The organism is Thermosipho japonicus (genome assembly GCF_014201655.1).
GTDB classification, from domain to species: Bacteria; Thermotogota; Thermotogae; order Thermotogales; family Fervidobacteriaceae; genus Thermosipho; species Thermosipho japonicus.
Map to the genome: position 1 here is coordinate 111,175 of NZ_JACHEX010000003.1, position 19,419 is coordinate 130,593.

General features: G+C 26.6%; 18 protein-coding genes. All 18 read right to left on the minus strand.

Features of this window, described 5'->3' with window-relative positions:
- Positions 1 to 111 precede the first annotated feature (111 nt).
- Positions 112 to 1,527 (minus strand): oligosaccharide flippase family protein, encoded by a 1,416-nt coding sequence (locus HNP65_RS06305; protein ID WP_184619440.1) that lies wholly within the window; start codon positions 1,525 to 1,527, stop codon positions 112 to 114.
- Between the two features lie 4 nt (positions 1,528 to 1,531).
- A complete protein-coding gene (locus HNP65_RS06310) occupies positions 1,532 to 2,662 on the minus strand; it encodes a Coenzyme F420 hydrogenase/dehydrogenase, beta subunit C-terminal domain (RefSeq protein ID WP_184619441.1) in 1,131 nt (376 codons plus the stop codon).
- Positions 2,652 to 3,794 (minus strand): polysaccharide pyruvyl transferase family protein, encoded by a 1,143-nt coding sequence (locus tag HNP65_RS06315; protein WP_184619442.1) that lies wholly within the window; start codon positions 3,792 to 3,794, stop codon positions 2,652 to 2,654. The genes HNP65_RS06310 and HNP65_RS06315 overlap by 11 nt, the downstream gene beginning before the upstream one ends.
- A 4-nt stretch (positions 3,795 to 3,798) precedes the next feature.
- Positions 3,799 to 5,205: a glycosyltransferase gene (locus HNP65_RS06320; protein ID WP_184619443.1), complete on the minus strand. Its 1,407-nt coding sequence runs from the start codon at positions 5,203 to 5,205 to the stop codon at positions 3,799 to 3,801.
- Positions 5,206 to 5,311: 106 nt separating this feature from the next.
- Positions 5,312 to 6,373, minus strand: coding sequence for a dTDP-glucose 4,6-dehydratase (gene rfbB, locus HNP65_RS06325; RefSeq protein ID WP_184619444.1), 1,062 nt, complete (start codon positions 6,371 to 6,373; stop codon positions 5,312 to 5,314).
- A 1-nt stretch (position 6,374) separates the two neighbouring features.
- Complete coding sequence (rfbD, locus tag HNP65_RS06330) at positions 6,375 to 7,232, minus strand: dTDP-4-dehydrorhamnose reductase (RefSeq protein ID WP_184619445.1); 858 nt, start codon at positions 7,230 to 7,232, stop codon at positions 6,375 to 6,377.
- Between the two features lie 30 nt (positions 7,233 to 7,262).
- Positions 7,263 to 7,844 (minus strand): dTDP-4-dehydrorhamnose 3,5-epimerase, encoded by a 582-nt coding sequence (rfbC, locus tag HNP65_RS06335; protein ID WP_184619446.1) that lies wholly within the window; start codon positions 7,842 to 7,844, stop codon positions 7,263 to 7,265.
- Positions 7,845 to 7,849: 5 nt separating this feature from the next.
- Complete coding sequence (gene rfbA, locus HNP65_RS06340) at positions 7,850 to 8,746, minus strand: glucose-1-phosphate thymidylyltransferase RfbA (RefSeq protein ID WP_184619447.1); 897 nt, start codon at positions 8,744 to 8,746, stop codon at positions 7,850 to 7,852.
- Positions 8,747 to 8,766: 20 nt separating this feature from the next.
- The gene (locus tag HNP65_RS06345; protein ID WP_184619448.1) at positions 8,767 to 9,702 is read right to left on the minus strand and encodes a glycosyltransferase family 2 protein; all 936 of its coding nucleotides are present in this window, start codon (positions 9,700 to 9,702) and stop codon (positions 8,767 to 8,769) included.
- An 83-nt stretch (positions 9,703 to 9,785) separates the two neighbouring features.
- Positions 9,786 to 10,958, minus strand: coding sequence for a nucleotide sugar dehydrogenase (locus HNP65_RS06350; protein ID WP_184619449.1), 1,173 nt, complete (start codon positions 10,956 to 10,958; stop codon positions 9,786 to 9,788).
- A gap of 80 nt (positions 10,959 to 11,038) precedes the next feature.
- The gene (locus HNP65_RS06355; protein WP_184619450.1) at positions 11,039 to 12,229 is read right to left on the minus strand and encodes a glycosyltransferase family 4 protein; all 1,191 of its coding nucleotides are present in this window, start codon (positions 12,227 to 12,229) and stop codon (positions 11,039 to 11,041) included.
- Positions 12,230 to 12,368: 139 nt separating this feature from the next.
- The gene (locus HNP65_RS06360) at positions 12,369 to 13,520 is read right to left on the minus strand and encodes a hypothetical protein (RefSeq protein ID WP_184619451.1); all 1,152 of its coding nucleotides are present in this window, start codon (positions 13,518 to 13,520) and stop codon (positions 12,369 to 12,371) included.
- Positions 13,521 to 13,797: 277 nt separating this feature from the next.
- Positions 13,798 to 14,652, minus strand: coding sequence for a glycosyltransferase family 2 protein (locus HNP65_RS06365; RefSeq protein WP_184619452.1), 855 nt, complete (start codon positions 14,650 to 14,652; stop codon positions 13,798 to 13,800).
- Positions 14,645 to 15,718, minus strand: a complete 1,074-nt coding sequence (locus HNP65_RS06370; protein ID WP_221236871.1) for a glycosyltransferase — start codon at positions 15,716 to 15,718, stop codon at positions 14,645 to 14,647. The genes HNP65_RS06365 and HNP65_RS06370 overlap by 8 nt, the downstream gene beginning before the upstream one ends.
- A 133-nt stretch (positions 15,719 to 15,851) precedes the next feature.
- Positions 15,852 to 17,096 carry a sugar transferase gene (locus tag HNP65_RS06375; RefSeq protein ID WP_184619453.1) on the minus strand — a complete coding sequence of 415 codons (1,245 nt, stop codon included), beginning with the start codon at positions 17,094 to 17,096 and terminating at the stop codon, positions 15,852 to 15,854.
- A 269-nt stretch (positions 17,097 to 17,365) separates the two neighbouring features.
- Positions 17,366 to 18,418 carry a hypothetical protein gene (locus tag HNP65_RS06380; RefSeq protein ID WP_184619454.1) on the minus strand — a complete coding sequence of 351 codons (1,053 nt, stop codon included), beginning with the start codon at positions 18,416 to 18,418 and terminating at the stop codon, positions 17,366 to 17,368.
- Positions 18,419 to 18,463: 45 nt separating this feature from the next.
- On the minus strand, positions 18,464 to 18,907 hold the full coding sequence (locus HNP65_RS06385; protein ID WP_184619455.1) for an RNase H family protein: 444 nt from the start codon (positions 18,905 to 18,907) through the stop codon (positions 18,464 to 18,466).
- Between the two features lie 71 nt (positions 18,908 to 18,978).
- The gene (locus tag HNP65_RS06390) at positions 18,979 to 19,332 is read right to left on the minus strand and encodes a zinc ribbon domain-containing protein (protein ID WP_184619456.1); all 354 of its coding nucleotides are present in this window, start codon (positions 19,330 to 19,332) and stop codon (positions 18,979 to 18,981) included.
- Positions 19,333 to 19,419 lie beyond the last annotated feature (87 nt).

The window sequence follows — 19,419 nt, forward strand, 5'->3', positions numbered from 1 at the left end:
CAATTACAGAAAAAATACTTCAGAATATACAAAAAAATAGGGTAACAAAGAAATAACATATTCAAAACTTGTGATAAAAATAGAAAAATACAAGCTATTTCATATCGGAGGTTATCTAAGTCCCACATTTTTTAAATAATTAAAAATCATTCTAAATATGCTTTTAATGTAGTCAATATTAAAAAGTATAAACAATATTATTGACAAAACTTGGATATAAATTCCATAGCTCTCAATATAATTTGAAAAAAGACTTACTACAACCAACAATATGTTGATATTCAAAACTTTCCAATTAACTTTTATTTTAAAATACCTTCTTGTTTGCCTCAATCTTAAAACCCACATTACAAAAAATGCTACCATCGTTGAAATTGCCGCTGCTTGTGCACCTATCATTGGTATAAAAGCTATGTTAATTCCAATATTTGTAAGTGCTCCATATACGGATGTTGTAAATGCTCCTTTTGATTCTTTGCTTGCAATATATCCAACCCCATAAAATGATGAAAATGATGAAAATAATGCTCCAAGCATCAAAAATGGTAAAAACATCCATGCTTTTTCAAATTCATTTCCTACCATTATTTTTACAAAAGGTCTCATAATTATTGAAAATAGCAATAATACTATTATCAAACTCGAACTTAAATAATAAAAGACTGTAGAATAAAATTTATCTCTATCATCTTTGTCATACTGCTTTACTGCAGATACCTGCCAGGCTTGATAAAATATTCCATTTAAAACACTTAACAATGCCATAAATTTGTACGATACTGCATACAACCCAGATGCAGCAAAACCTAGAAAATAAATTAGCAAATATCTGTCTGAAACATTCATTATCCACCATGATAAATCGTTTGGTACAAATGGCAAAGAATATTTTATCATTTCTTTCAGCATACTTTTTGATACATATTTAAAAGAAATTTCTTTGTATAAATTCCCGGCTATTATCAAATAAATGTTTGTAATTAATTGGGCCAATAGATAAGCTTGTATATATCCTATTACATCTTTTTTATAAACTGCAACCAAAAGTATTCCAAATGTTGCAAAACTAAAAGTATTTATTATATCACTTGTTGCATATACAAGCATTTTTTCTTTTGCTCTTAAGTAATTTTTATTAATTACACTTAATATTGAAAAAACTATTGAAAAAAATAGGTAATATTTTGTTTGTTGAAAAAAGCTGTTTATTCTTTCAAGCAGTGGAAATAGTAAAAGAAAAAATATGGCTGAAAAAAATACCACCGAATAAGCGGAGGTAAGTATTTTTTTATTCTTTTCTAAATTAGATTCTGCAGCAAATCTAAAAACTGCTGCTGCGATTTCAAATGAAAGAAATATCGTTAGCAAGCTAATCGTAGTAGAAAAAAAATCTATCTTTCCATACGAAGTTTTATTTAAAACTCTTGTAAAGATTGGAAGCAAAAAAAATGATATTGTTTTTGAACCAAATGTACCTAATGATATCCATAACGTGTTTTTGGCAAGATGTTTGTATTTATTATTCATTCAATCACCTTTTATTAGACAAATAAATATAGAAAATAAATCCTCTTATTTTTATTAATAGCTTTTTTATAAACTTATTTTTAGGCAACATTCTATAGAAAAACTTTAATAATCTTATTCTTTTATTAAAAATTTCTCGATTAGAATACTTTAAGCCATATCCTATAGGTTGTGATTTAACTAAATCTTCTATTTTTGCTTCTTTAAAAAGAATATCTTTTTTAATATCACTAAACATTTCTAATCCTTTTTGTGAATTAATAGAAACTATAGCAATTTTATTTTCAGATTTTACTCCCCAATTGTCCCCAACTGAAATATCAGAATACTCAATTCCAAATAGTTTTTTACAATTTAAACATCCTTCTGGAACAAAAAAATAATCATTTTCGAAAAAAAAGTTGTTTGCATCTAACTCTATACTCTCAACATTATTTTTAATTTTGATAACGCCAGGCCTTTTTTCCCCGTATCTAGATCTATAACTTACAATATTATCAATTACAAAGTGTGGATATTTTCTATTTATAAAATCTATTAAACCATTTTTCATTCTTCCAATAGTACAAACTAGAGAAATTGATAAATATATATTTTCCAAGTTATATTTTTTTATAAATTTTTTCAAAGCAACATTATGACATGGAAGTCCAACAAAAGCAACAGATTTAAACTTTTTTATTCTATCAATATTTACAAGCATTCTAGAAGTTTGGTAATAAGAACCAGAATGAAGTAGAATTTCATTCTTAGATGTTATAAAATCACCATAAACATTCAAGTTTTTATCAAAATGAGCTACTAGCGCGGCGTCAATTTTAGAATTTTCAAATAAACTATAGAGAATTGTTGATACAATTCCTCCACTAGAAGAGTTCATTAATATATTTTTATTTTTTGATGAAGCAATTATGACTTTTTTTACTAAATTTAAATTCTCACTCTTAGCGATTTCATTAGTTGGACATGTATCCAAGCAAGCACCACAATTGACACAAAGCTTTTCATCAACCTTTGGAATTATACCAATATTTGATTTTTCAGTAATATTTATGCATTTCTTAGGACACACATTTTCGCATAAGCCACAACCAATACAATTTATTCCTATTTTATCCATAACATTATTTTTCATCTTTTGCACCCTCTTTGTTAATCGCATTTAATATAAAGCTTTTTGAACGACCAATCAAAGTTTCGATCTTTTTGCTATTTCCAGTTATATTCATCTGAATTTTGTTCAATTTAAAGTATTCATGATATTTATCATAAATAATGTTATTTTCTAAATTATAAAATTTTAGAATATTTTCAATTCTCAAATTGTATTTTGAATGTGCAAAAGTCAAAAAGGGTCTTTCAAAAATTAAAGAAAAAGAAGTTCCATGAAAAGAATTCGTTAAAACATATGAAGCATTCGAAAATAATTTAACAAAATCTTCAGGACCAGCATTATTAATATTAATGAATTTGTTTTTATCTTTATAAACTCTAAAAAAAGGAATTTCAATAGAATAAACCGGAAGTTTTGTTCGCTTTGATAAATTTAAAGCAAATTGAACTAGATTTTCATTATATTCTAACATGTAAATCAAAATATAGTTTTTATGTTTTGTTTCAAACTTAGATTGATCTGCAACTTCTAACCATTCATTTTTTGAAAGTAAAAAAACCGGATCTAAAACAACATAAATATCATTCCTTTTGGAAATATTGCTTAAGAGTTCTTTACTTTTCTCTTCTCTTAAAGAAATTGCATCAAACTTTGGTACTGCATTTTCGAATAAATTAATTACTTCTCCTGGAACTTCGTTTTTCCCCAAACTAGCAGCATAAGATATTTTTATCAAATTTGGAATATCAAAATTTAATAAATAATCATTCAAATATTCACCTACTATATAATAATTCCAAACTTGATCACTCCCAACAATAACAATATCAAAATTATAGAGTTCTTTTATTAATTCAGATGTATTTTTTAATTCTTTTGTTAATTTAAAATTGTTGTTTATAAAATCACTAAATTTCAACACAACTTCTTTTTTAGATATTAAAGTGAGAAAATTTCTTATAATGGATTTAGGATGAAGAGAACCTTTAAAAATTTTTAATTCATAAATTTTTTTTAACTTATCAGGTACATAATTAATAATACTTACATCAGAATTAGAATGTTTTTTTATAAATGTGTATTCTGCAAACATTTGAAGTATAGCTCCATAATTAACAGCCCAATTAAAAGTTAAAATCCCAATTTTTTTCATAAAATTATACCTCCAAAAGCTTTTTATAAACATTAAGTATTCTATCTACATGTGTTGCCATATCAAAATTAAAATTCATCTTTAAAATATTATTATGAATATTTTCTAAAATATTTGGATTTTCCAAAATCCTAATTATTTGATCTTTTAAGTATTTATCATCTTTAGTATCTTTCACAATAAATCCATTATAATTATGTATTATAATATCTTTTAACCCAACCTTGTCAGATATTAATACTGGAATTCCGTAAGAAATACCTTCTAATCCAACAAAGCCAAACGTTTCGTGAGATTTGCTTGGTAATAATACAATGCTGGAGTTCAACATAATATTCATTAAATCCTCATGAGTATACGTACCTTTAAACTTAATATTTTCATTATTAATTTCTAATTTTTCATTAGTTCCATAAACGTGTAGTTCCCAATTATTATACTTTTTTCTAATTTCATTAAAAACGTTAATTAAACTATAAAAACCTTTTATTTTGCTCTTTCCACCTAAAAAGGAAAATATCACTTTCCCATTAATTAACGGTCTATAATTAAATAAATTTCTGTTGTCTTTAATAGAATTATTTGAAACATTAATAACTTCATAGCTTTTAAATTTTAAATCAATAAATTTAGAATATACTTCTTTAGTATTATTACTATTAAATATTATATAATCAAATTCTTCAATAATATCTTTTTCATAATTTTGCCAGTCAACATATTTGGCTATGTTACGGTCAAATTTTGATGTATCAAGTATACTAACAAAAACATCCCTAACACTATTTTCGTAAGATTTTTTAAAAAACATTTTTACCTTTTTGATTGGATAATAAAGAGATTTTAAGACATTTATATATTTAAAATGCAAAAAATTTCTAAAAAAAATTTTTTTGATTACCGAACTAGTTTGAGAATTACAAAAAATACAGTTTTTTATTGAATAATCTTCAAGACAATCTACACCATCTATTCTGTAAAAATTAATTTTTGGGCATAAGCCATAATAGTCATGAGTAGTATAAATTACTTTGATTCCGGCTTTTTTAGCATTTTCAACTATTTCGTATGGTAACCCTATTAGACTATGAATATGTAAAATATCAATATTAATATTTTTGAAAAAATCAAAATAATTATTCTTTACTCTCTTTTCCATAAAATATTCTGGTTCTTTAAAACCATTAAAAGAAACAGGTAAGGGGTTTTTAATATAATAAACTGGAATACCATTAACTTGCTTATATAGATTAACATAGCTTCTCTTGCTATATAAACTATATTTACCCGGCATTAATAGAGAAATATCAATTCCTTTTTCTTTAAGATTGAATGATAAATCTTTAACATAAACCATTAGGCCTCCTCTATGCAAAGGAGGAAATCCTAAAAAATAGTGCATAACTTTCATAAATTCCCCTCTTTCTGTTTCTTTATACTTAATAATTCTTCCGTTCTTTGATTTTTTCAATAAAATACAGATATGACAATCTTTTCTAATTATCTGATTTTAAATCTTATCTTTTGATATAATTTCTCTCATACCACTTCAAATACTCACCACTTTTTACAGATTCTAACCAATCTTTATTTTCTAAATACCACTTTATTGTCTTTCTTATCCCTTCTTCAAATTCAACTTCTGGTTCCCATCCTAATTCTTTCTTTATCTTGCTTGCATCTATTGCATACCTTCTATCATGTCCAGGTCTGTCTTTAACATGTTTTATCAAATTTTCATTTATTTGTTCATCACCTGTTATTTCTCTTAGTACTTCAATTATCTTTCTTACAATAAATATGTTTTCTCTTTCATTATTTCCGCCTATATTGTAAACTTCTCCTATCTTTCCATTTTCAAACACCATATCTATAGCTCTACAATGATCTTCTACATACAACCAATCTCTTATTTGTTTCCCATCACCATACACTGGAAGTTCTTTGTGCTCTAATGCATTTGTTATCATTAATGGTATTAATTTCTCTGGAAACTGATATGGTCCATAGTTATTAGAACATCTTGTAATATTAATAGGCATTTTGTATGTATCATGGTAAGCTTTTACTAACAAATCAGCCGAAGCTTTACTTGCTGAATATGGACTGTGTGGATCAAGTGGTGTTTCTTCTGTAAAATACCCAGTTGGACCTAATGAACCATATACCTCATCTGTTGATACTTGTAAAAATTTCTTTCCTTCTTTCCATCTCTTTCCATCAAACCAATGTTTTCTAGCAACATTAAGTAAAACTTGTGTACCAAGAATGTTTGTTTTAACAAATATCTGTGGATCAAGTATTGATCTATCCACATGACTTTCTGCTGCAAAATTTATTACTCCATCTATATCATATTCTTCAAATATGTATTCTACCAATTCTGAATTATTTATATCACCTTTAATGAATTTAAACCTTTGTTTTTGCTCATCTGTTAATTTTTCAAGATTTTTTAAATTTCCAGCATATGTCAATTTATCTAATCCTATTATTTCCCTATCTTTGTATTTCTCCAAGTAATAATATACAAAATTACTTCCTATAAATCCTGCACATCCTGTAACAAGAATTCTCATTTTATATTTCACCCCTCATTTTAAGGAATTTTATATATTCTCTTGTTGCTTCTTTCCAATCACGCATTGTTTTTCCTACTGTTTCATAATATCCAAAGTTATCAAGCACTGAATAGGTAGGTCTTTTTGCTGGCAGGCTAAAATCTTCTTGCTTTGCTTTCAATAATTTACCATTCCATCCAATTTCTTTAAGAATAAATTCAGCCCATTCATATCTTGAGCAAGATGTATTTGTTATATGATACAACCCATATGCTTTAAGCTTAATTAGTTCATATGTTGCTTTTGCAAGGTCTGGAGCGTACGTTGGAGCACTTACTTCGTCATCTACTATTCTTAATTCATTTGTTTTTTTACTCCATTCAATGACTTTCTTTACAAAATTAACTGGTCCATCCCCGAATACCCAACTTGTTCTAATTAGATACCACTTCTCAGCTATTGTAGTAAGAAATCTTTCGCCTAAAACTTTGCTTTGACCATATTTATTTATTGGGTCTGGAGTATCATATATAGTATATGGCTCCCCTTTATTTCCTGAAAAAACATAATCAGTTGAATAATGAACTATTTCAGCATTTATTTCATTTGCAGCTATTGCAAGATTTCTTACAGCTAGACCATTAACTAGGTATGCACTTTTCCAATCTTGTTCAGCTTTATCAACCTGATTATATGCTGCACAATTGATTATATGAGTAATATCTTTAAATTGCTTTACAAACAACAAAACTTGTTCTAAATTTGTTATATCTAATTCTTTTACATCAGTTGCTATATATTTTACATTTTCATTTTTAAATAACTCTTGAAAAGCTTTTCCAAGCTGACCACTTGCACCTGTCAATAAAATTTTCATATTTTTATCCCACCTGTTATTAAAAATTCATTATATATACCAGATATTTGAATTAACAAATTCCTTAAATGTTTTCAACTTTCTATCTTTTTCAGAAATTATTAATTTGTTTTCATTAAGTCCGTATGTTTCTAATTGCCAATTTATATTTAATGTTTCATCATTCCAAATTATTCCACTATCTGATTTTGGATCATAGTATTCATCTACTTTGTACATTACTTCCGCTTCTTCTGAAACCACTAAAAAGCCATGTGCAAAATATTTTGGAATAAAGAACATTAATTTGTTTTCTTCGGATAGCTCTATTAAAAAATACTTTCCAAATGTCGGAGAATTTCTTCTTAAATCAACAGCTACATCAAGTATTTTTCCACGAATACATCTAACAAGCTTTGATTGTACATGTTCAATTTGAAAATGAAGACCTCTTAAAACTCCTTTCTTACTTTTCGAATGATTATCTTGTACAAAATTACAATGTATTCCTATTTCTTCAAAGTCTTTTTTATTCCAACTTTCCATGAAAAATCCTCTTGAATCTCCAAACACTGTTGGTTCTATTATATATAATCCTTGAATTGGTGTATCTATTCTTTTGAATTTTCCCATATTTATCACTCCTGGTTCCTTGAATAAATAATTTTTCCCTCAGCAACCTTTCTTAAATATTGTCCATATTGAGATTTTCCATACTTATCTATCGCCTTATAAAGTTGATCAGTTGTTATCCAACCATTTAAATATGCTACTTCTTCAGGCGAAGCAATTATTATTCCCTGCCTTCTTTCTATCGCCCTTACAAATTCTGTTGCTTCAAAAAGTGACTCAATTGTTCCAGTGTCAAACCAAGCATATCCTCTTCCCATTACCTTAACATCCAACAAACCTTTTTCAAGGTATATTTTATTTAAATCCGTAATTTCAAGCTCATTTCTCCAGGAAGGTCTCAATGATTTTGCATATTCTGAAACTCCTGCAGGATAAAAATATAAACCAGTTACTGCATAATTAGATTTCGGAGTCTTTGGTTTTTCCTCTAATGAAACTGCTCTAAAATTTTTATCAAATTCCACAACTCCATACCTTTCAGGATCATCAACATAATATGCAAAAACAGTCGCATGTTCTGTATTTTCATTTGCATCTTTGAGAAGCTTAGTTAAATTGTGACCGTAGAATATATTATCACCAAGTATCATAGCAGATGGAACTGTGCCTATAAATTTTTCTCCAATAATAAAGGCTTCGGCAAGACCATTTGGTTGGGATTGCTCTGCATACTCAAAAGATACACCAAATTGAGAACCATTTCCAAGTAGTTCTTTGAACTTTGGTAAATCATGAGGGGTAGAGATTATAAGAATTTCTCGGATTCCAGCAAGCATAAGTATACTTAGTGGATAAAATATCATAGGTTTATCGTATACAGGTAATAATTGTTTGCTTGTCACAAGTGTCATTGGATAAAGCCTTGTTCCCGAACCACCTGCAAGAATTATTCCTTTGCGCATAGTCAACACCCTCCAAGTTTTTAATAATTATTATCTATTTCTTCAAGAAAATCTTTCCTTTCTTCAAAATAGTTATCTACAAGCTTCTTATAAGCTTTAAGAGACTTTATAACATTTTTTAAAATAAATCTTCTTTTTTTGAAACTTTTTTTTATAACAAAATCTGTACTTCTATCTTCTTTATGTAAAACCTTTATTTTTGGACTATAAAATGATAAAAGTCCTTCTTTTTTCAATATATAAAATAAAATATCTTCTTCTAAATACAAAAACGTTTTGCTATACAATCCTTTGAATCTCTTAATAAATGTTGGTGAAAAAATTAGACATGAACCATGCAATTTTATATTTTGAAACTCTTTACGATAATTGTAATTCTCTGGTAACGACTTATCATACCTTTTAATTTTTAAAAAATTTTTTAATCTCCTATAAAAAAATCTTACAGTATCCTCTAAAAAAATATAATTTAAAAATAATGTCAAATAATTCTTTAACAACATAAAATAATATGTTTCATCCCTTTCAAGAGTAACAAATATTTTTTGAGGGTTCTGATGCTCATTAGACAAATTAATTATATCAGGACCTAATACTGCAAAATTAACTTTATTGTATAATTCTACAATTTTTGACAAAAAATCTTTCTGCTCAATAACGACATCATTATTAAGTAAAATTATAAAATCACTTTTCAATTTGCTTTTAGCAAACTCATAACCTAAATTCATTCCTCTAGCAAATCCCAAATTTCTTTCCGAACGCAAAAAGTAAATATTTTTAAACATTTTAAAAGATTCTATTAAATTTTTAAAAGAATCATTTGTTGAGCCATTATCAACAAGTACTATGTTAAAATTATCATACTCTATGTTTTTTATTATTGACTCAATACATTCATATGTATCATCAAAAGTCATATAGTGCAATATAACAAAAGCAAATTTATAACTCATCTTATATCCTCCAAAAAATATGATAAACTATAAAACAAATCATTGTGCACAAAAAATTAACACTTAATTATTATTCAAATTTTCTAATCTCTCTCAAACAAATCTCTCGTATATACTTTATTTTTAATATTTTTTAGCTCACTATATAATCTATTTGCAACTATTAAATCACTTTCATTTATAAATCTATCAAAATCCTTTTCTACTTTTATACCTTTAAAACTATCTTCTTTTATTATGGGTTCATATATTATCATATTCATTCCTCTTTCTTTCAAATAATCAATAATATCCAATATCGATGAATGCCTGAAATTATCCGAATCTTTTTTCATAGCTAATCTATATATTCCAACTAGCTTTGGATTCTTTCTTTCAATCATTTCTGCAATGTGTCTTTTTCTTATTGTATTTGATTCGACTATTGCTCTTATTAAAATATGAGGAACTCCATTCCCTAAGTAATCTGCTAATATCTGTTTTGTATCTTTTGGCAAACAATAACCTCCATAACCAAATGATGGATTATTATAGAAATCACCAATTCTTGGATCAGCACATACTCCTTTTATTATCTCAAGTGTGTTTAACCCTTTTATTTCAGCAAATGTATCTAATTCATTAAAAAATGCTACTCTCATAGCTAGATATGTATTTGCAAACAATTTAACAGCTTCTGCTTCTGTAGCCCCCATTAAAAAGACAGGTACATCTTTCTTTATAGCTCCTTCAAGTAAAAGTTTTGCTATTTTTTCTCCTTTTTCCGTTTTATCTCCAACAACTATTCTTGAAGGATATAAATTATCATATAATGCTTTTCCTTCTCTTAAAAATTCTGGAGAAAATATTACTCTATCTGTATTAAATTCTTTTCTTTTTCTTTCTGTATAACCTATTGGTATTGTTGATTTAATCACAATTAAAGCTTTTTTATTTATTTTCAAAACATCTTTTATCACTTCATCAACCGAAGAAGTATCAAAATAATTCGTTTCAGGATTATAATCCGTAGGTGTTGCTACAAAAACTATTTCCGCGTTTTTATAAGCTTTTTCTTTGTCAGTTGTGGCCATAAGATTTAAGTTTTTATGTTTTAAATAATCTATTATTTCATTATCTTTTATTGGAGAAATCTTGTTGTTTATTTTTTCAACTTTATCTTTTGATATATCCAAACCTATTACTTCGTGATTTTGAGATAATAAAACTGCTATTGATAAACCTACGTATCCCAACCCAACTATTGTTATTCTCATATAAACCCTCCTCAAATTTTTATAAATACTCCTTTTTCATTATCAAAATAATATTTAATAACAATTTTTCTTGGACCATCTTATCTTTTATATATAACCAATTTATATAGCTCTTCCCATTGATTTATCCATTTTTTATAATCTAAGAATTTTTTAGCACTTTGCTTTATAGATTCATATTTGCTTCTCCATTCTAAAATTCTTTTTTCAAAAATCAACATTTTTTCTTCTAAATCTCCTTCTTTAAAAGGATCAAAAATCATTCCATTTACATCTGCGGTAATCATTTCTGGAATTCCACCAATGTTACTACCTATTACAGGAGTTCCAAAAGCAAAAGACTCTACAACAACCATTCCTAAAGGTTCATACCAAACACTAGGAACAATTGTAACATCCACTCTGCTAAAAAATTTTTTTGGATCCACTCGCCCCATGAAAACTATTGAATCATCTTTATATCTTGAATGAAGATATTGAACATAATCTTTTTTTCCTGACCCAGCTACAAACAATTTGTAATGTTTCTTCTTGACTTTATGGAAAGACTTTAAAAGAAGCTCAATCCCTTTACTTGGCGACAATGTTCCTATAAATCCAAAATTTATATATTTGGGATCTACTTTTTTCTCTAAACTAATATTTTCAATATTCCTAGAATTATAAATTACTTTTTTTATAGGAACACCTTTGAAATATCCAAGACTAATATATTTATTAAGAATAAAATTACTTACACCAACTACAGCTTCTAGTTTCCTTGATTTTAATTTCCAAGGAAATCTCGCTACTTTACAAGTAAAGCATTGTCTATCACAAACTTCTCCATTCTTAAACATATTTCGAGGACATAAAATATATAAGTCATGAAGTACTTGAACTGCTGGAATATCAAACTCATCTACAACTTCCCAAACAGAACTAGACCAACCATAAAGATTATGAAACGAAATAATGTCAGGATTAAATTTTTTCACTTGTTCTGATACAATCTTCTTCGATTTAGGATTATAAATATCAAAAAAGTGCCATAAAAGCTTTTTTTTAAATGAAATTTCAAATTCTCCATAAGGCAAATAAAGATTAGGAATTTTGGCCCTATATAACGAAATTTTGTTGATTAAATCTTCACTATCTTTTTTATCCCAAAAACTTAAAACTTTTACTTCATGCCCTAAATCACGAATACCTGTAACCAAATGTTTTATAGTAATTTCTGCTCCACCACCTATAAATGGTTCATACAAAGTATTAATGTATAGTATCTTCATTCTAATATCTCCCCTTCTTTATTATAAAAGTCACGACTTTACTCCTGTAGATTATTTATTAAAATTAAATAAGCTTTATCTTATTTTTAATTATCTTTTGAAAACATTACAAATTTTTCAAATTAGTTCTTGTTAAGAATTATATATCTCCAACTATCAAAGATACTAAAAATGATAAATATATGAACTGCCACAATGTAGGATTTGTTATATCTGGATAAGCTACCAATTGAGCTACTAATGCTGCTGGAATAAAAAAGAAATATGAAAAATACTCTGTACCCCGTAATGATCTATAACAAAAAATAAGTATTTTTGTAATAAAAATCCCAAATAGAATTGTACCTATGATTCCGAGTTGAGATAATAAATATGGAAGAAAACTCGAACTTCTATTACTTCCCAAACCAACTCCCAGTCCAAATGTTTTAGCAAAAATTTCCAAGGCATGTAAATCAGATGCTATTCGAATCTTAAAACTTCCACTTTCAGGTTTATTGAGAAAATACAAATTAATTAAGGTTAAAAAATTCTGAAAGCCTATAATAAAGTATACTACAATAATAAACGAAAAAAACACCACAAAAATACCTATTGATAATGAAAAAAAATTTTTTTTATTTAATTTCATATTATAAGTAGATAATTTTATAGAGCTTAAATTCATTACTACTAAAAAAGTCATAATCATCAAAGAAATATATGCTGTAGTGCTTGCAGACAATATTATGAAAATAAAAATAACCAAAGTTAAAAAAATATCTATAAAATTATTTTTTCTCAATGAATTGTACAAATAAAACGAATAAAATCCTGTCAAGAATGGTGCTAAATTAGATGGCTCAACAAATGTCCCTTGTATTCTAGGTATAGGGAGAAATCCACCAATACTTACATACTTGAATTTTCTAACTACTATAGTCCAAAAATATTTTGTAATATCTAATGTTCCAAAAATAGGACTTAAAATTTGGGAAAATGACGTAACAATAACTAACAACAAAGATATAAATATAATTTTCTTTATTAATTTATATTCTTTTTTGGTCCACGTAAATATTGATATGTAAATTAAAGTAAAAAAATATAAAATAATAAAAATATTAAAGATTATATTATAAACTGAAAAATGCAGAAAACTTATACCAACTTCGAGAGCTCGGGAACTCGGATGATATACAGGATAATTATCAAATAAATTTGGAGCTATAATAGACCATGAAAATGAAAATAAAATAAACAACATACCATATATAAAAATCTCTTTTAAATATGCATTTTTAAATTTCAAAGTACCCCCTGAAACCATATAAAGTATAAATCTAAGTGCTATAAGCAAAATCAAAAATTTATAAATTTGGATAGAATTTTCCCAAATATTAATTAAAGAAGTAATTTGTAAAGTCAGGGATATAATTAAAAAGTAAATCAAAACACGGGGTCTCAAAAAAAATAAGATCATAAATATTGGAATAAGAGCATAAGCATAAATTGTTAATTCCATGTTTAGTCCTCCAAAAGGGAAATTATTAAAAAATATATTTTTATAGTTATTAAATCTATTAATTCTATCTAAATATTTTGATTCTTTTATATCCTAGCTTGGCAAGTATATGGTTGTTAACATAATCCCTCTCCTTATCAAAAAACCAGCCCCATTTATTAAAATACTTTATAGCGCTATCAATATGATAGCGAAGAAGTTTAAAGTTTTTATATGATCCTTTTTTATATTCATGATAAACATAAACATAAGGGAAATAAATAGTTCTAGCAACTTTGTGAATCCTTCTTGATAAATCAGTATCTTCAAGGTACATAAAAAATCTCTCATCAAATAACCCTGTTTTCTTTAAATATTTCACATTTAAAAACATACAGCATCCTGATAAATTAGGAACTTCCATCACTTTATCATAATTTGTAAACCTTAGTTCATAAATTTCATTTCTTTTTTCAACAATCTTTTTGAATGGATCAAAATTAAAAAATCTTCTACCAATCAAATCTATAGGCGTTGGAAGAAGTTTACACAAATACTGTATTTTCCCATCTGGATATAAAACTTTCGGCATTATTAATCCAATATCATCATTTTTTTTCATAAAAGTGTATAACTCTTCTAGCACAAATTCTTCAAAAAACACATCAGGATTTAAAACTAAATGATATGGAACACTTTCTTCAATAGACTTTTTTAAAGCTACATTATGAGCTCTTCCAAAGCCAAAATTAGCATTGTTAAATATATATTCAATTCTCCTATTATCTATACTAATTAAATTTCTTAAATTATCATGACAAGAATTATCAATTAGAATAACCTTTAAATCTAATTTGGATTTAAGAATACTGAAAATTGTTCTTTTTACCTGTTCTTCGCTATTATTATACAACACTATTGATATTACAACATCAACCATCCTGTACCACCTTATCTAGTACATTTAAAAATTTCTTCGCAGAATTAATCCATTTATACTTCTTTACATTTTCTCTACCTTTTTGAATAAGTATTTCTCTTAAATCCTCATTATATAATATCTCCTCAATTTTACTTGCAATATCATCTGGGTTTAAAGGATCAAAATATAGAGCAGAATCTCCATAAATCTCATAAAAAACAGGAATATTAGACAAAAGAACCGGGCATCCACATGACTGAGCTTCTAGAGGTGGAATTCCGAATCCCTCGTACAGTGAAGGAAAAACAAAACAAAGAGCATTTGAATACAACTCAATTAGTTTATCATCAGTCACTCTTCCAAAAAGTCTAACATTCTCATTATTTCTTAGATTATTAAAAATTTTTATACTTTCTTTACCAAATACTTTTTCATTTATTCCCCCTACAATATAAAGCTTAACATCTTTGGTATTTAATTTTAGAAATGCTTCTGCTAAACTAATAAAATTTTTATGTTGGGCTATCGAAGAAACACCTAAAATATATTTTTCCTTATTTTTTATTTTTTTAGGTTTAAATTTTTCATTAACTCCATTATAAATTACCTCTATTTTATTTTTGTCAATCCCAAAATAAGAAGATATTTCTTCTTTGGAAAATTCACTTACAGTTATAATTCTTTTAGAATGACTAAGCATTATAGGAAGAACTAACTCGTAATATTTTCTATATCTCCTACTAACAGGATACTTCAAGTTTATAACATCATGAATGGTAACTATTTTGTTCTCATAAAAAATAGGTAAAGTATTTGAAAAATTTACCACTAAAGGGTCCCCTTTACTTTTCAAAAATTTTAACAAAGAAATTTGATCCCATAAATGACCTCTTAAATTCCCTATTTTTTTAACATTTAAATATTTGGCAACATCATCATGAATTATATTATAGGGGGCTATAAAATCTATATTATACCTATTATTTAATTTTTTTATAGCTTTACTAAGTTCAATACCATATCTCTGAACACCTGTTACGGGCTGCGTCAAATAACGCGCAGCAATATAAATTTCTCGGTTCACTTTACAATCTCCCTTTTAAAAATTTTTTATATTAAATTGTGATAAATATCTTAAAGTATATTACAAACTTAAAATTAAAATAAACATACCTTATAAAATTTTAAAAATCTTATTTCTAAACCTAAAAAAATAACTATCTAGCCCCTCTTTTCCAAATAATAGCCTCAAGTGTTTGTAAAATAATTTGCAAATCAAGGAAAATATTCCTATTCTTTACATAGTACAAATCATACTCTGTCTTTATTTTATATTCTTCTAACGTAGAAGAATGCTTATAATTAAGTTGCGCCCATCCAGTAAGTCCAGGTTTAAGTAAAAGTCTATACGTATAAAATGGTATATTACCTTTCATCATCCCATGATATTCAACCATTTCAGGTCTTGGACCTACCAGACTCATCTCTCCTTTTAAAACAAGCCAGAATTGAAGTGTCTCATCTATTCTTGTTTTTCTAATTATTTTTCCTATTTTCAATACTCTCTTTTCTATATCTTTATTAGGTGAATTTTTATCTATTTTTGTATTTTTTAAAGATCTTAACTTTATAAACTCAAATAAATTTTCGTTCTTCCCCACTCTCTTTTGCCTAAACACAACAGGCCTACCATCTTCAATAAGTATAGCTATAGCAGTTATAAGCATAAAAGGAGAAAAAACTATTAACCCTACAATAGATCCAAATATATCTAATACTCTTTTCGCAGGAGATTCACTTACATTTCTAAAAGATATTTTATAATACTCTTCAAATTTTTCAATTACCTTAATTGGTATCCTCTTTAACACCTTTTCAACCAAATTTGGCAAATATTCCACTTTATAGGTATTACTCAAAATTTCTAGATCATCCTTTACATATTCTTCAAGTTCTAAATCACATACTAATACTCTATCTGCTGCTTTTACTTTTTCTTTAAGTAAAGCAGGCGTTGGATTGATAAAATCAACAAATTCTATCTTGCCTTTTGATTTTTCCTCTATTTCACTTAAAATATCATAAAATTCTTCTTTTTTACCAATAACAAGATATCTTTTCACTGGCGTTTTTACAAGTGCAAACTTGTAAATTGCAAAGTGAACAATTGGAAGTAAAGTTATAGCCAAAAGAAATGAGTAAATGTAGAAAAATTTGGAGATATGAAAATCAAAGGGTAGATTTAGGATTAAAATAATTGCGATACCAAAAAAGTATGAAACTATTATTCTTAGAAAATGATCATTTTTTACCTCAACATTTTCATATGTTCTAAATGCAAACAAAGATAATACAAGAAAGAGAGAAGAAAACATTGAAAATACCAGTGAGTTTGTAGCTAAAAATGAAACTATGAAAAAACTTATAAAATCTATAGCAAATAGCAAACGCGACATATTCATAATATTCCTCACTTTCTACCTTATGATATATCTTCAAGCATCAATTTTTAAAAATTCACAAGCTTTTTCCTTATTACAAGCTCCCTATTTTTAGCCGGAAAAGTGTAATTATCAACATTTCTTAACACATTAATCTCTTTTGATTGCAAATTATATTATAACACACAAAAAATTATCTAAACAATATATTTTCAAAAAATTCACATTGTTGCATAAATTTAAATGATTCTATTTTTTAACAAATCAAAAATTATCAAACAAAAAATTATTTAAATCATATTTGCGCCAATATTTTCAAATAAATCCTTGAGATTGTTAAAATCTTTTGGGTTCACATATTTTAGCACTATATTTTTATTCTTACAGGCATCTTCAATTTTGTGCTTTTTTTCTATATCAACTATTATAATTTGTTTATTTTTCTGCTTGTTATAATACTTTTCAATAAAAAATTTTCGGATAATATCTTCTATGTATAAATCATTTTTTAAAGATTGTCCCCAGATTATAAGATTTTTTGCTTTTCTCAATTCTTCTTTAAATAGTTCAAAATACTTACTTAATATTAAAGACCCTTTTATTTGATCTTCTTTTAATTTTGGCGCATTAAAAACTATAACAGGAGTAAGATCTGTTTTATTTTGATAGTAAAAATCCCAGCGACGCTTTTTCATCTTTATAAATTTACCAGAAAATGAAAAGTATTTATAGGAACCATGTAAATGTATTAATTTTGATTTTTCATAATCTCTAAAGTAATTATCAATTGCAAAAATATTATAATCATTTTCCCCTCCTCCAAACATATCACGTAGTTTTATCCTTGTATTACCTTTGTTACCGTTTTTATCATAGCCAACTATCATTTCGGCAATTCCATCATAGTTTGTAGTATATACCGAAATATTATTATTCTTTACAAATTCGTAAATGTTATAATTTGTATGTTGATAATAAAAAGTTACTAAATATTGATGCAGCCCCTTTTTTTCTGCTTCAATGAATTTCTCAACAATTTTTAAAAGTTCATTATTAATTTTCACAAAAAATTCTTTTTTAAATTTTTGAAGACATCCTTTTAAATCTTCATCCTTTACAAGCGGTAATTTTCCAAGTATTTCTAAAGAATGATTTATAATATCTATAATATTTTCATCTGTTAAATCTTTGTACTTTTCAATTTTTCTTATTTCAGAAAAAAATTGCTCAAACCTACTCCAAAGACTTATTATACCTTTTATTCTCTCCTTTAAACCATCATCTACAAACTCTAATATACTGTAATTAAAACCGTTTCCAATCAAGAATACATTTTCAATCATCTAAAATCACTCCTTTACAAATTATACATGTAAATATTTACTTGTTTACTTTTTGTAGTATTTACTTTTTTTCAACTTTTTTATCAAATACTCTTCAACACTCTTTCTAGACATTTCATCAACATAATTGTTAAATCTATCATTTTTGTGAGCTTTTACTTTTACAAAGCTCACATCTAACTGTTGATAAAGCTTTCTTAATTTTTTTGCATATGAATTAATATACGGATTTTTTGTATTCCTATAAAAGGATGCAAGCATTGGAATTTCGTTATAATCATGTATTATAGTAACTTCTTTTACTCCAAGGTTATTACAATACTCCAATGCTTTAATAACCCCTAATAATTCTGCAATAATGGAATTTCCCCTATTTATTACCATCGCGCCCTTGTATGTAAACTTTATTTCCTCATCTTTAACTACACAAAATGCAAAACCTGCAATGTTTAAATTATCGTAGTAGGATCCATCTACATATATTCTCATGCACTTCCCCCTTTTCATCACACTTACCTTTTATTTAACGAATCTAAATATTAAAATCTGACATTTTAAAATTAGTACCCCAAATCATCTAAATATTGTCCAAGTTCATTTTCATCCTCGAAATCCGTTCCAAGTTCTGAATTCCAAAATTCTAACATATCTGGATAATCTTCCACTGGTTCATCATCCTCTTCATAATATTCATAGCTATCGTATTCATAGTAATCTTCATCATCTTCGCCAATTTCCCTTTCCCAATAAAAATACCAACCACAATCAAAGCAAATCTTAGCATAATCTGGTATATATTTTCCACACCTTGGACACCTCTTATTATAAAAAACCCATCCACATTCAGGACAATAACCTTCATCATTTTTTACTTCAATTCCACACCTAGGACATTCTTTCCATCCTTGGTACATAATAACTCCTCCTTTCTACAAATCGAAAAAATTATATCATATAATGTTTAATTTAAAATTTAAGAAACTATTTTTTATTGTAAATTT